Source organism: Lentzea indica (assembly GCF_012184385.1).
Classification (GTDB): Bacteria; Actinomycetota; Actinomycetes; order Mycobacteriales; family Pseudonocardiaceae; genus Lentzea; species Lentzea indica.
Genome location: NZ_VSRL01000063.1, coordinates 25,847 through 39,167, shown reverse-complemented (window position 1 = coordinate 39,167; position 13,321 = coordinate 25,847). Strand labels below are relative to the sequence as shown.

Genomic DNA, 13,321 nt, shown 5'->3' with positions numbered 1-13,321 from the left:
CGCGGTGCAGGCCCACGCCGGCGAGGGCGAGCATGGTGCGGCGGTGCTCGCGTTCCAGCGGGCCACCGCGGGCTTCGGCTGGTCGCGGCCTGGGCGGAGCGCGCTGTTCGGCAACGTCCTCTACACCGTCATCCCGGCCGCCGACGACGCCGTCCAGTGGGTGCGTTCCCTGGTCCGCGAGCTGCCGGCCGAGGCCACCGTGCTGGCCGGCATCGGCGGTCCGGCCGAGGCGACGCAGCTGCCGACGTCACGGCAGGAGGCCGATGAATGCCTCGCTCTCTCAACCGGTGCACCGGTTGTATACGACGACGCGTGGGCACAGGTTTTGTTGCACCGGCTCGCCGCCGTCGCAGAAGCCGGGCGTCTCCCGACGCGCGGGCCGATATCCAATATATTGCGTTACGACGCTGAGTACGGGACGCAATATGCGGCGACGTTGAGGGCGTGGCTCGCGGCGCAGGGCGACGTGCGGGCGGCGGCGCGAGTGCTCAACGTGCACCCGAACACGTTGCGGTACCGCATGCAGAAGATGGCCGAGGTGACGCCTCTCCCCCTCGACGATCCCGAGCAGCGTCTCGCGATGGCCATCGCCCTCCGGATCACGCGGTGAACCAGGCGGCGTGAAAGCATGTCGACCCGTGCACCCCGATCTTTCCGTTGATCTCTGCGCTCGCCTGCGCGAGGCCTTCCTGAACGCCGGCTACACCGCTGACGGCGTCGTCGACGCGCTCGGCCCGCAGGCCCACGCCGCACTCGGCAGGGGCGAGCCGGAGCCCGCCCGCCGTGCGAGCAAGGACGCCGGGACGCTCGGCACGTTGATCCGCCTGTTCCTGCTCGGCGACCAGGAACCAGAGCAGGACGTCCGCAAGGCACTTGACGGAGCCGACATCGACGACCTCGTCAACAACGACGTGTTGACGGCCCAGTTGACGGCCGGACTGGACGTGCGTCCGTACGAGGACAACTGGTGGGTCATCGCCGACCTCGACTCCGACCTGCGGGGCGGAGCGGTCCCCGAGGACCACGTGCTCGGCGTCGGCCACGCGTCCATCAGCCTGGCCCGCGCGACCAAGCGCACGCCGGTCGGCACGTTGCTCGACCTCGGCACCGGCTGCGGCGTCCAGGCACTGCACGCCAGCACGCACGCCGAACGCATCACCGCGACCGACCTGTCCGAGCGCGCGCTGAGGCTCGCGCAGGGCACGTTCCGCATCAACGGGCTCGACGTGGAGACGCTGCAGGGCGAGTGGTTCGGCCCGGTCCGCAACCGGCGCTTCGACCAGGTCGTGTGCAACCCGCCGTTCGTCGTCGGCCCGCCGCGCGTGGACTACGTCTACCGGGACTCCGGACTCGGCGGTGACGACGCGTCGGCGCTCGTCATCCGGCAGCTGCCCGCGTTCCTCAACGAGGGCGGCGTCGGCCAGCTGCTGGCGTCGTGGCTGCACCGCAAGGGCGAGGACTGGGAGGAACGCGTCTCCAGCTGGCTGCCCCGCGGCGGAATCGACGCGTGGTTCGTGCAGCGCGACATCGCCGAGCCCGCTCTGTACGTCGGCACGTGGCTCAAGGACGCGGGCGTCGACCCGCGCAGCCCAGAGGGCCGGGCCAAGGCGAGCGCGTGGCTGGACTGGTTCGAGGAGAACCAGGTCGCGGGCGTCGGCTTCGGCTACGTGACGCTGCGGCGCACCGACGAGATGCATTCCCAGGTCGTGTGCGAAGACCTGCGCCACGCCTACGACGACCCGCTGGGCCCGGAGGCGGCCCGGTGGCTCGACAACGTCGCATGGCTGCGCGCGAACCCCGACCTGCTGAGCCGGCGGTTCCGGGTGGCGGACACCGTGCTGCTCGAAGAGGTGTCCGAGCCGAGCGAGGACGGCTGGCGCAAGGTCGTCGCACGGCTGCACCGCACCGACGGGCCCGGCTGGCAGCACGAGGTCGACGAGGCGACCGCGAAGCTCATCGCCGGTTGCACGGGTGCGCTGCCGTTGGAGGACCTGCTCTCGCTGCTCGAGTTCGCTTACGGGGAAATCGATGCAGAAGCGGCCTTGCCGATCGTTCGTGATCTCATCCGGCACGGAATGTTGATTCCCGCGTGAAAGCGGTTGTGGCGCGCGTCACAGAGGCGAGTGTCGAAGTCGAAGGGGAGATCGTCGGCGCGATCGGCGAACCCGGATTGCTGGTGCTGCTCGGTGTGCACCACGACGACACGGCCGAGCACGCCCGCAAAATGGCGCAGAAGCTGCACGGACTGCGCATCCTCGACGACGAGCAGTCATGTGAGTCGACGGGCGCTCCGTTGCTGGTCGTCAGCCAGTTCACGCTCTACGGGGACACGCGCAAGGGCCGCCGCCCGTCCTGGACGGCGGCCGCGCGGCCCGAGCACGCGGAACCGTTGGTGAACGCCGTCGTGCAGGAACTACGCCAAAAGGGCGCGCGCGTCGAAACGGGACGATTCAGGGCCGAGATGAAGGTACGGAGCGTGAACGACGGCCCGTTCACCGTGCTCGTCGAGGTCTAGTCGGCCCCTTGACTAAAGGGTTCTCAGCCAATCCTCAGATTAGTCGCGCAACCGCTGTGACAGCGGTGACGTCTTCAGGTCAGGAAGTCGGGAACGAATTCGGAATCGTCTTCGTTACCCAGGTATCAGCCAGCTAGCGATGGGATCCCGAGCGGGCCCGCCGCAACCGGCAACCAGGGCGCAGCGCCGCGCCGCCTTGACCGCCACGCGCGACTGTCCTGACCGACAGCAGCGTCGCCCGCAGCAGGGGGAGGGAGATCCATGACCGTCACGAGGATCTCCGACCGTGAAGTCGGAGAGAACACGCCCGCCGTCGTCGATGAGCTCGACGCCCAGGGTCCAGCAGCCGACCTGGTTCGAGTCTACCTGAACGGAATCGGCAAGACCGCCCTGCTCACCGCCGAGGAGGAGGTGGAGCTCGCCAAGCGCATCGAGGCCGGTGTGTTCGCGCAGCACGTCCTCGAGACGGCCAAGCGACTCACGCCCACCCGGCGCGACGAGATGGGGGAGCTCGTCCGCGACGGCCGCCGCGCCAAGGATCACCTGCTCGAGGCGAACCTGCGTCTCGTCGTGTCGCTGGCCAAGCGCTACACCGGCCGCGGCATGGCGTTCCTGGACCTGATCCAGGAGGGCAACCTGGGTCTGATCCGCGCCGTCGAGAAGTTCGACTACACCAAGGGCTACAAGTTCTCCACCTACGCGACGTGGTGGATCCGCCAGGCCATCACCCGCGGCATGGCCGACCAGGGCCGCACCATCCGCCTCCCCGTCCACCTCGTCGAGCAGGTGAACAAGCTCGCGCGGATCAAGCGCGACCTGCACCAGACGCTCGGCCGCGAGGCGACGACCGAGGAGCTCGCGAAGGAGTCGGGCCTGTCCGTCGACAAGGTCGCCGACCTGCTCGACCACGCGCGTGACCCGGTATCGCTGGACATGCCGGTCGGCACGGAGGAGGACGCTCCCCTCGGTGACTTCATCGAGGACTCGGACGCGACCGACGCCGAGAGTGCCGTCATCTCCGGCCTTCTGCAGGACGACCTGCGCCGCGTGCTCGCCACGCTGGAACCGCGCGAGCAGGCCGTGATCCGGCTGCGCTACGGGCTCGAGGACGGTCAGCCCCGCACGCTGGACCAGATCGGCAAGCGGTTCGGGCTGTCGCGGGAGCGGGTGCGGCAGATCGAGCGCGAGGTCATGTCGAAGCTGCGCCAGGGCGAACGCGCCGCGAAGCTGCGTGCGTACGCCTCGTAGTCACGGTCGGATCTCACCCGTCCGGCAGTATTGACTTGTGACTCAACTCACGGCACGGTCGGGCGTTACCAGAGCCACGCGACGCCCGTCGTCGCACACGAAGGAAGGTCGGGGCAGCCGGGGGCTGCCCCGGCCTTCCGTGTGTTCGGGCACGGTGGTCGGGGATCACATCAATGCACCCCTGTGATGGCGGTACGGTTTTCTGATCCGAACTGCACACCGTTGGAGCTGTGTACCCCGTGCCCACCACTTTCGAGTACACCGATGTCCTTCCTCTCGCGAAGGACACCGAGACCGAGTACCGCCTCGTCACGTCGGACGGGGTGAAGCTGATCGAGGCCGGTGACCGCAAGTTCCTGGAGATCGCCCCCGAGACGCTGACGATGCTGGCGAAGGAGGCGATCCGGGACATCCAGCACCTGCTGCGCCCGTCGCACCTCGCCCAGCTGCGCAAGATCATCGACGACCCCGAGGCGTCCGGCAACGACCGCTTCGTCGCGATGGACCTGCTTCGCAACGCGGCCATCTCGTCGGGCGGTGTCCTGCCGATGTGCCAGGACACCGGCACGGCGATCATCATGGGCAAGCGTTCGGAGACCGTCCTGACCGGCGGCGACGACGAGCAGGCCCTCGCCCGTGGTGTCTTCGAGGCCTACCAGGAGCTGAACCTGCGCTACTCGCAGATGGCGCCGGTGACGTTCTGGGACGAGAAGAACACCGCCACGAACCTGCCCGCGCAGATCGAGGTGTTCCACAAGCCCGGCCAGGAGCCCGTGTACGAGTTCCTGTTCATGGCCAAGGGCGGCGGTAGTGCGAACAAGACGTTCCTCTACCAGGAGACCAAGGCGGTGCTGAACCCGAAGCGCCTGGCCTCGTTCCTGGACGAGAAGCTCCGCTCCCTCGGCACCGCCGCATGCCCGCCGTACCACCTGGCGGTCGTCGTCGGCGGCCTGTCCGCCGAGCAGAACCTCAAGGTCGCGAAGCTGGCCTCCGCCCGCTACCTCGACAACCTGCCCACCGAGGGCTCGGCGCTGGGCCACGCGTTCCGCGACAAGGACCTCGAGCAGCAGGTTCTCGAACTCACCCGGAACTTCGGCATCGGCGCCCAGTTCGGCGGCAAGTACTTCTGCCACGACGTGCGTGTCATCCGCCTCCCCCGCCACGGCGCGTCCCTCCCGGTCGGCGTCGCAGTGTCGTGCTCGGCCGACCGCCAGGCCAAGGCCCGCATCACGCCCGAGGGCGTGTTCCTGGAGCAACTGGAGCGCGACCCGGCCCAGTTCCTGCCCGAGGTGGAGGGCGAGGACCTGTCCGACGAGGTCGTCCGCATCGACCTCACCCGCCCGATGTCGGAGATCCGCGAGGTCCTCACCAAGCTCCCGGTGAAGACCCGCGTGTCCCTCACCGGTCCACTGGTCGTGGCCCGCGACATCGCCCACGCCAAGATCAAGGAACGCCTCGACGCCGGCGAGGAGATGCCGCAGTACCTCAAGGACCACCCGGTCTACTACGCCGGACCGGCCAAGACCCCCGAGGGCTACGCGTCCGGTTCGTTCGGCCCGACGACCGCGGGTCGCATGGACTCCTACGTCGAGCAGTTCCAGGCCGCGGGCGGCTCGCTGGTGATGCTCGCCAAGGGCAACCGCTCCAAGCAGGTCACTTCCGCCTGCAACACCCACGGCGGCTTCTACCTGGGCTCGATCGGCGGCCCGGCGGCGCGGCTGGCGCAGGACTGCATCCGCAAGGTCGAGGTCCTCGAGTACCCCGAGCTCGGCATGGAGGCGGTCTGGAGGATCGAGGTCGAGGACTTCCCCGCCTTCGTCGTCGTCGACGACAAGGGCAACGACTTCTTCGCCGAGACGTCCACACCGACCCTGCAGATCAGCTTCCGCCGTTAGTCCCGCAGTTGGTCCACGAAGGCCCCCGATCAAACAGTACGCTTGTCCTGTATCTGTTTGATCGGGGGTTTCTCATTGATTCATCACATGCAGGTCGCCTGCCCAGCAGGTGCGGAGGACAAGCAGCGCGCCTTCTACACAGGCGTGCTGGGCTGGAGAGAACTGCCCAAACCGCCCCTGCTCGCCGCACGAGGCGGCTGCTGGTTCGAGGTGCCAGGCGGCGGTGAGGTGCACGTGGGCGTCGAAGACGACTTCCGCCCCGCACGCAAGGCGCACCCCGCGTTCGTGGTCGACCTGCCCCAGGTCGCCGAGGCGGTGGCGGCAGCGGGCCACCCCGTCATCTGGGCCGATCCGGCGGAGATCCCCGGCCGACTGCGCTTCCACACGTTCGACGGCGTCGGCAACCGCATCGAGTTCCTCGCCGACGCCTGAACTGATATATCGGCTCGCTCCCGCCCACCTGCTTCCCAGCCCCTTGCAACGAGTCTTTTGCGGACGACGTCCAAAGAGTCATTGCTAAGGGGCAGGTCAGCGGGTTACGCGAAGATCGAGAAGTGCGTGAACGGTCAGCGAGCCAGCAGCCAGTCGAGGGCAGCCGGGGCGTGGTTCAGGACTGATATATGGCCGTCGCCTGGGGTCAGGCGGAGTTCCGCGCCGGGGATACGCGAGGCGAGCCACCGGCTGTGCGACGCCGGAACCATGCCGTCGCGTTCGCCGTGCAGCAGAAGGGTGGGCACACGGATGGAGGCAGGGTCGAAGCCCCACGGCGTGACATAGGCGAGGTCGTCGTCGATCAACGGGCCAGGGCCATTCGTCAGCGCCGGGCCGACGACCTTGCCGAACCACGACCACGAGCCGTCCAGCGCCGCAAGGTCGGCCTTGGTGAACTCAGGGTCGTAGGCAGCGCCAGACGCCTCGTACGCTTCCTTCGCTGCACGACCGGCGGCCGCCGCTCTCAGCGACGCCTCACCCGAAGCGATCATGCCGCCGAACCAGTCGAGACCGTCAGCGCCGAAAGGCGCCAACGACGCGCTGGCGACGACGGCGGTCACGCGGTCGGGCAACAGGGCGGCGCACGCGAGGGCGTGTGGTCCGCCGCCGGAGTGCCCGAATACCGCGAACTGGTCGATGCCGAGCGCGTCGGCGATATGCGATGTATCAGCGGCTGCCGATCCCACCGTCCGATCCGGCACGGCGGTCGACCCGCCGTAGCCGGGACGGTCGTAGGACACCCAGCGCACGCCTGGACGGAACAGCGGTTCCGGAGGCAGGCCGAGGTTCGGCGTGCCGTGGTGCCAGAACACCGGCACGCCCTCACCGACGTCGTGGACGTGGAGAAGCCGCTCCCCCAGTTGAAGATCCATGTATTAGGCGGTCTCCTCGCGCGACTCCAGGACCAGGCGCCGGTCACCCAGCGGCGCGGCCAGGCGGACGGTCAACGGCACCTGGCGGATCTCCTGGGTGCACATCGTGCCCGGAGGCTGCTTGGTGATCGTGACGAGCGTGATCTGGACGACCTCGGCGGACTGGGCGGTCACCTCCGCGCGAGCCTCCTTGCACCCTCCGCCCACGCCGAAGACCTCGACGTCACGGCCGTCGCCGAAGACGTAGGCCTCGGAGCGGTAGGTGTCTGACAACGATGTCGTGTCGACCTTTTCCTTGGGCACCGGCGTGACGTTGGGCGGGACGACCGGCTTCTCCTCCGAGATCGAGACCGGAGGCTGAACAGGGGCGGAGGTGGGGCTCGCTCCGGAAGAGCCGGACGAACCGGGCGCGGACGTGCCCGAAGTGGGCGCACCGCTGGAGGAGCCGGTTCCGGGCGCGCCGGACTGCGTGCCCGACGAGCAGCCGGCCAGCACAACGGCAAGAGCAACGGCAACGACGGCGTTTCTCATGCGCACCATCCTTGCAAACCGGGCCAAGAGGCCCGGTGAGGTAAGAGATGCCCGGCCGGCGGGGCAGATGCCGACCGGGCACCGTGGGGAGGAGGTCTACTTCTGTTCCTGCCGCGACGTCAACGCGACCGTGCGCTCACCAAGGGGCTCGGAAAGCTGCACCGTTAGCGGAGGGAAGCGGATGTCCATCGTGCACGCCTGCTTGTCCAGCGGCAGCGTCTCGACGAGCTCGATCTTCACGACGGAAGCCGACTGTTCCAGCACGGACGCGCTGGCCTTCCCGCACCCGCCCTCCTGGGCGATGACACCGACGGTCTTCCCGTCGCCCTGTGTCCACACGGTGCGCGGATACTCCGACGACAAAGCGTTGGTGTCCAGCTTTGTCACCGGTTTGCCGTCCGGCGGAATCTCTCCGGGCGCGATGCCCGGTGGCACTTCAGAAGGCGAGGTGGCGGTCGGCAACGTCGGACCGCCACCCGCCCCAGTGCCCGCGTTCTGCGCACTGCCGCAGGCCGAGATCACCAGCAGCAGGACGCCAGTGCCAACTACGGTTCCTATGTGCCTCATGTTCAGAGGACGGAACCGCGCTCACAACGGGTTGCAGTGACTTCGCTTCACAGTTACCGGGAAACGGCCGCGACCGCCTCGCGCAGCGCTTCCAGGCGAGCGGCGGACGCCAGCCCGCCGTGATAGAGGTGGAACTCCTCCACCCCCGCGTCCAGGTAAGTCAGCCACTCCTTCGACAACGCCGCGCCGTCGGCCGGCTTCGGCGGCAGCCCCAGCACGTACGCGGCGATCCGCGTGTCAGGAGCAGCCGCGCGAAGGGCCTCGATCCCAGGCACGGCGACATCCGGGCCGGGCCAGCACATCGTCGTCAGAACGTCGACGTCCGCATCCAGACCGCCGGCCACGGTCGCGAACGGCCCGGTACCCCAGGGATCCGCCGTCACGTGCATACCGATCCGAACCGTGGGCGCGGCAGCACGAATCTCACCGACCAGCTTCTGCCGCAACGACCGCACCACACCGGTGCGCACAGCCTGAACGTCTTCCGCGAGCACGCCCAGCGCTTCCTCCACGCTGGGCGCCCCGCGATCGATCCCGGCCCGGACCGCTTCGCGCAGGGCATCCGGGTCGGCGTACAGGGCGGTGCAGGCCGAGCAGAAGCACAGCGACAACAGCTTCTGCTGCACCGCGTTCCAGTCCGTGCCATCGGTCTTCTCGTGGTGCCCGCCGTGGAAGAACCCCAGCGGCCCGCAGGCCTCGAGGATGATCCCGTCCGGCGCACCGAGCTCCAGCACCTCGGACACCAGCGCCGACGTGTACTCGACAACGTCCGGCTGCGCGGTGCACAACGCGTACGGGTAGCGATCCCCGAACGCGTTCACCACGGTCACGTCCGGGTGCAGGTCACCCAGGCGCGAGTTGTGCGTCAGCACGGTCCACGCGTACACCGGCAATCCCGCGGCACGAACCAAAGCCGCCGCTTCACCGAACGAATCGGAACCGTCCATCCAGGACGGTTCCGCGGGCACCAGCCTGCCGAACTTCGAGGTGCGCACCGGCAGGTAGAACGCCGCGTGCCGAGCGTCGACCAACCGGTGCCGCGGGTGCAACGGCGTCGCGGCCCGAACGGTGTGGTACGACGCGGCAAGGGCGATCGCGTCGACGCCGAGCCCCTGGTACCGCGCAACAGCGTCCGGGTCACCGATCAGGTCCCACGGATAGGCGTGGACAACCGACTTCACCACCGGGGACGCTTCCTCTCGTAGCTCGGGTCGAACTTCTGCATGTAGCCCGTGTCGTCACGCGAGGTGATGCCACAACGAACGTAGTTCTCCGCCAGACGCGCCAGCGCATCACGATCCAGCGACACGCCGAGACCCGGCGTCGTGGGCACCGGCACAGCACCATCCACAAAGGACAGCACGCCCGGCTCCACAACCTCGTCAGCCGCGTTCCACGGATAATGCGTGTCGCACGCGTAGTTCAGGTTCGGTGTCGCCGCGGCGAGGTGCGTCATGGCAGCCAGCGAGATGCCCAGATGCGAGTTCGAGTGCATCGACAGGCCGATGCCGAACGTCTGGCAGATCATGCCCAGCTGACGAGACCGCTGCAGACCGCCCCAGTAGTGGTGATCGGACAGGAGCACCTGCACGGCGTCCTGCTCCACCGACGGCTTGAGGTGCTCGAACGCGATCACGCACATGTTGGTGGCCAACGGCATCGGCGCCTTCGCGGCCACCTCCGCCATCCCGGAGATCTCCGGCGTCGGGTCCTCCAGGTACTCCAATACCCCGTCCAGCTCCGCCGCGACCTTCAACGACGTCGCCGTCGACCAGGCCGCGTTCGGGTCCAGCCGCAGCGGGTGGTCCGGGAACGCCTCGCGCAGCGCGCGAATCGCCTCGATCTCCTGCTCCGGCGGGAACACACCGCCCTTGAGCTTGATCGAGCCGAACCCGTACTCACCGATCATCTTCCGCGCCTGCGCCACGATGCCGGCGGGGTCGATCGCCTCGCCCCATTCGTCCGGCTCGGCGCCGGGATGCCCGTCCCACTTGTAGAACAGGTAGGCCGAGTACGGCACGGACGAACGGATCGCGCCACCCAGCAGGTCGTGCACCGGACGTCCCAGCACCTTGCCCTGGATGTCCAGGCACGCGACCTCGAAGGGCGAGTACACGCGGTCGACGGTGCTCTCCGCCGTGATCTTCCCGGTCAGCCCGTGTTTGTCCACGCCCGTCTTGCCGCCCAGGGCACCAGCCACACGCGCGTGCATCTCGTTCAGCGCAAAGACGTCGAGGCCGATCAACGAGTCCACGACGGACCGCGAGCGCTCAAGGTGCCCGAGGTCGCCGTAGGTCTCCCCCAGCCCGGAGATGCCTTCGTCGGTGTGCACCTCGGCGATCGTGCGCAGCGCCCACGGCTCGTGCACGCCGGCCGAGTTCAGCAGCGGCGGGTCGCGGAACGCGATCGGCGTCAGGACGATCTCGGTGATTTTCAAAGACGGAGTCTTCATGCCAGCAGAGCCTTACCCGCAGCGATGATCTTGTCGAGAGCGGCCAGGTGCTCGTCGGCCGGGTCGATCAGCGGTGGCCGCACGCCACCGACGTCGAGACCGTTCGCGCGCACCGCCGCCTTCACCAGGGCAACCGCATATCCGGGAACCTTGTCCCGCAGCTCGACCAGAGGCTTGTAGAACTCGAGAAGAAAGCGGTTCACGAGCTCGGTGTCACCGGCCTGCACGGCGTTGTAGAAGCCGAGCGAGATCTCCGGCGCGAAGCAGAACACCGCCGACGAGTACAGCTCGACGCCGATGCCCCGGTACGCGAGCTGAGTCATCTCCGCGGTCGGCAGGCCGTTGAAAAACTGGAACGGCTTGTCAACGTTGGCACGAACCGACAGCACGATGCGCTGCATCTGGTCGAGGTCGCCGATGCCGTCCTTGAAGCCCACGACGTTCGGGATCGACGCGACCTCGACGGCGGTCTCCGGCGTGAACCGCGCGTTGTTGCGCTGGTACACGATGATCGGCAGCTCGGTGGCACCGGCGACCTCGGCCACGAACCGCACGAGACCGGCGGCCGGGTTGGTCACCAGGTACGGCGGCAGCAGCAGGATGCCGTTGGCCCCCGCGCGTTCCGCGGCCTGGACGAACTGCTTGGTCGCCGCGACCGAGCCTCCCGCACCGGCGAACACCGGCATCTTGCCCGCGGTCGCCTCGACCGCGACCGACACCGCACGCTCGAACTCGCCCAGCTCCAACGCGTGGAACTCGCCGGTGCCGCAGGCGACGAACACCGCGCCCGGCCCGGCGGAGACACCGTGCTTGACGTGCTCAGCCAGCACGTCGTACGCGATGTTCCCCTCGGTGTCGAACGGGGTCACCGGAAAGAACAGCACACCATCGAGTTGCATACCAGACACTCATCCCTTGATCGCTCCGGTGGTGATCCCACGCAGGAAGGACTTCTGCAGCGACAGGTACACGACCAGGCTCGGTACCAGCGCCAGCAACGCTCCGGCCAGCACGATGCCCGTCCCGACCATGTCGTCGGATCTGAGCGCGAGAAGTGCGACCGTGAGCGTGTAATCGGAGGGGTCAGCGGCGACGATCAGGGGGAGCAGGTACTGCTCCCAAATCATGTTGAAGCCGAACACGGCGATCACGCCGAGCGCGGGCTTGCACAGGGGGAGGATGATCTGCGCGAATAGGCGCAGCTCCCCGGCACCGTCCACTTTGGCCGCTTCCTCCAGTTCGGCGGGGATCTCCTTCATGAACTCCGTCATGACGAAGATGGAGAAACCCCACGCCCCCAACGGGAGGATGACGCCGAGCAGGGTGCCCTTGAGACTCACGTGCACCAGCGGTAGGTCTCCGATCACCAGCGAAAGCGGGATCGCGATGACCTCCTCCGGCAACATCATCGTGGCAAGGATGACCAACAACGCGATGGCCTGACCGCGGAACTTCTTGCGCGCCAACGCGTAGGCGGCGAAAACGCTCACCGCCAGCTGCAACAGCAACGCACCACCGGCGATGATCAACGAGTTCATCAGGTAGTGCCAGATCTTGTTCTCCGCCGCCACCTGGAAGTTGATCAGCGACGGGTTGTCCGGGAACACCGACAGCTGGGTCGGGTCCGGGTTGTGGTCGAACGCACCGGAGAAGATGACCAGCAACGGGCCGCAGAAAAGGATTACAGCGAGGGCGCTCAAAAGAACCCGGATGCCCTTGCTGAGCCACGCGTCCTTGCGGGTGGACCAGCCGAGGGCGCTGTCGAAGCGGCTCGAGTTGACGCTCATCGCGCCTCCTTCCTCCGGCGGTACCACTGCACGCTGACCGTGAGAACCAAGGTAACCAGGAACAACAGCACCGAACCAGCCGATGCGAGACCGGCTTCGGACTGCTCGAACGCCGTTGTGTAGACGCGCGTCATCCACACGTCGGTCGATCCGGCGGGACCACCGCCGGTCAGGACGTACACCTCGGTGAAGACGCGCAGGCCGCGGATCGCCGCCAGCGTCAGGAGGATCGTGATGACGGGGCGCAACGCGGGCAGCGTGACGTTCCAGATCCGTTGCGGCGTCGAAGCGCCGTCGATCGCGGCGGCCTCGTACTGCTGACGGTCGATGCCCGCGAGCCCGGCGAGGATCAGCACCATGTCGTACGGCGCGTGCTTCCAGATGCCGACGAACATGACCGACACCAGCGAGGTGTCCGTGTTGTGGATGTACTCCCAGGGACCGAGACCGACCCAGGAGATGACCTCGTTGAGGAAGCCTTCCGGCGCCGGGTAGAAGAACAGGCGCCAGATCTCACCGATGACCGCGGTCGCGGCGACCACGGGCAGGAACACCGCGGACCGCACGAACCACAGCGACTTGGCGTGGCCTTCCAGCAGCAACGCCAGGAAGAAGCCGATGAGCATCGCTCCGAGCGTCTGCCCACCGGCCAGGACCAGGGTGTGCCAGCTCGCCGTCAGGAACTTCTCGTCCTGCAGGATCGTGGCGTAGTTCTTGAACCCGACGAAGATGTCGCCGAGGAAAGGCCGGACCTCGAACAGCGAGAGCCGGATTCCCTCGGCCATCGGGATGAACTTGAAGACCAGGAAGATCAGCGCGGCGGGGAAGAGGAACAGCCACGGGGTGAAGGTGGCTCCCGTGAGGCGGCGCCGGCGGCGCCGCCTCACGGGGTGGGTTTCGACGGCACCGCCGCCACTAGCCGTCGAGCCCACGTCTTGGGTGTCGCTGTGTGACTGAACTGC

At 67.8% G+C, this 13,321-nt stretch carries 14 protein-coding genes; 6 read left to right on the top strand and 8 right to left on the bottom strand.

What is annotated here, in order from left to right; all coding sequences use genetic code 11:
- The 6 genes from FXN61_RS19110 to FXN61_RS19085 form a co-directional block, all read left to right on the top strand.
- Window positions 1–610, top strand: a 610-nt coding sequence (locus tag FXN61_RS19110; protein ID WP_167975410.1) for a PucR family transcriptional regulator, incomplete at its 5' end; no start/stop codon positions are given.
- A gap of 28 nt (window positions 611–638) precedes the next feature.
- Window positions 639–2,093 carry a DUF7782 domain-containing protein gene (locus FXN61_RS19105; RefSeq protein ID WP_167975409.1) on the top strand — a complete coding sequence of 485 codons (1,455 nt, stop codon included), beginning with the start codon at window positions 639–641 and terminating at the stop codon, window positions 2,091–2,093.
- Window positions 2,090–2,515 carry a D-aminoacyl-tRNA deacylase gene (gene dtd, locus FXN61_RS19100; RefSeq protein WP_167975408.1) on the top strand — a complete coding sequence of 142 codons (426 nt, stop codon included), beginning with the start codon at window positions 2,090–2,092 and terminating at the stop codon, window positions 2,513–2,515. The genes FXN61_RS19105 and dtd overlap by 4 nt, the downstream gene beginning before the upstream one ends.
- Before the next feature lie 261 nt (window positions 2,516–2,776).
- On the top strand, window positions 2,777–3,763 hold the full coding sequence (locus FXN61_RS19095) for a sigma-70 family RNA polymerase sigma factor (RefSeq protein ID WP_167975407.1): 987 nt from the start codon (window positions 2,777–2,779) through the stop codon (window positions 3,761–3,763).
- A gap of 230 nt (window positions 3,764–3,993) precedes the next feature.
- A complete protein-coding gene (locus FXN61_RS19090) occupies window positions 3,994–5,658 on the top strand; it encodes a fumarate hydratase (RefSeq protein WP_376770681.1) in 1,665 nt (554 codons plus the stop codon).
- 87 nt (window positions 5,659–5,745) lie between these two features.
- Window positions 5,746–6,090, top strand: coding sequence for a VOC family protein (locus FXN61_RS19085; RefSeq protein ID WP_246291740.1), 345 nt, complete (start codon window positions 5,746–5,748; stop codon window positions 6,088–6,090).
- Between the two features lie 134 nt (window positions 6,091–6,224).
- Here FXN61_RS19085 and FXN61_RS19080 read toward each other — a convergent pair whose 3' ends face one another.
- From FXN61_RS19080 to FXN61_RS19045, 8 genes are all read right to left on the bottom strand, one after another.
- On the bottom strand, window positions 6,225–7,022 hold the full coding sequence (locus FXN61_RS19080; RefSeq protein ID WP_167975404.1) for an alpha/beta fold hydrolase: 798 nt from the start codon (window positions 7,020–7,022) through the stop codon (window positions 6,225–6,227).
- Between the two features lie 3 nt (window positions 7,023–7,025).
- Window positions 7,026–7,553, bottom strand: coding sequence for a hypothetical protein (locus FXN61_RS19075; protein ID WP_167975403.1), 528 nt, complete (start codon window positions 7,551–7,553; stop codon window positions 7,026–7,028).
- Window positions 7,554–7,649: 96 nt separating this feature from the next.
- Window positions 7,650–8,120: a hypothetical protein gene (locus FXN61_RS19070; RefSeq protein ID WP_167975402.1), complete on the bottom strand. Its 471-nt coding sequence runs from the start codon at window positions 8,118–8,120 to the stop codon at window positions 7,650–7,652.
- 53 nt (window positions 8,121–8,173) lie between these two features.
- Window positions 8,174–9,301 (bottom strand): hypothetical protein, encoded by a 1,128-nt coding sequence (locus FXN61_RS19065; RefSeq protein WP_312877849.1) that lies wholly within the window; start codon window positions 9,299–9,301, stop codon window positions 8,174–8,176.
- Window positions 9,298–10,557 (bottom strand): glucarate dehydratase family protein, encoded by a 1,260-nt coding sequence (locus tag FXN61_RS19060; RefSeq protein ID WP_223165513.1) that lies wholly within the window; start codon window positions 10,555–10,557, stop codon window positions 9,298–9,300. The genes FXN61_RS19065 and FXN61_RS19060 overlap by 4 nt, the downstream gene beginning before the upstream one ends.
- Before the next feature lie 11 nt (window positions 10,558–10,568).
- Entirely contained in the window at window positions 10,569–11,471 is a 903-nt protein-coding gene (locus tag FXN61_RS19055) for a 5-dehydro-4-deoxyglucarate dehydratase (RefSeq protein ID WP_167975399.1), read from the bottom strand.
- A gap of 9 nt (window positions 11,472–11,480) precedes the next feature.
- Entirely contained in the window at window positions 11,481–12,359 is an 879-nt protein-coding gene (locus FXN61_RS19050) for a carbohydrate ABC transporter permease (protein ID WP_167975398.1), read from the bottom strand.
- A complete protein-coding gene (locus tag FXN61_RS19045; protein ID WP_223165511.1) occupies window positions 12,356–13,246 on the bottom strand; it encodes a carbohydrate ABC transporter permease in 891 nt (296 codons plus the stop codon). The genes FXN61_RS19050 and FXN61_RS19045 overlap by 4 nt, the downstream gene beginning before the upstream one ends.
- Between the last annotated feature and the right edge of the window lie 75 nt (window positions 13,247–13,321).

Coding starts and splice junctions, on each gene's coding strand:
- FXN61_RS19095 (WP_167975407.1), top strand. CDS start 2,777: ATGACCGTCACGAGGATCTCCGACCGTGAAGTCGGAGAGAACACGCCC.
- FXN61_RS19085 (WP_246291740.1), top strand. CDS start 5,746: ATGCAGGTCGCCTGCCCAGCAGGTGCGGAGGACAAGCAGCGCGCCTTC.
- FXN61_RS19080 (WP_167975404.1), bottom strand. CDS start 7,022: ATGGATCTTCAACTGGGGGAGCGGCTTCTCCACGTCCACGACGTCGGT.
- FXN61_RS19075 (WP_167975403.1), bottom strand. CDS start 7,553: ATGAGAAACGCCGTCGTTGCCGTTGCTCTTGCCGTTGTGCTGGCCGGC.
- FXN61_RS19070 (WP_167975402.1), bottom strand. CDS start 8,120: ATGAGGCACATAGGAACCGTAGTTGGCACTGGCGTCCTGCTGCTGGTG.
- FXN61_RS19055 (WP_167975399.1), bottom strand. CDS start 11,471: ATGCAACTCGATGGTGTGCTGTTCTTTCCGGTGACCCCGTTCGACACC.
- FXN61_RS19050 (WP_167975398.1), bottom strand. CDS start 12,359: ATGAGCGTCAACTCGAGCCGCTTCGACAGCGCCCTCGGCTGGTCCACC.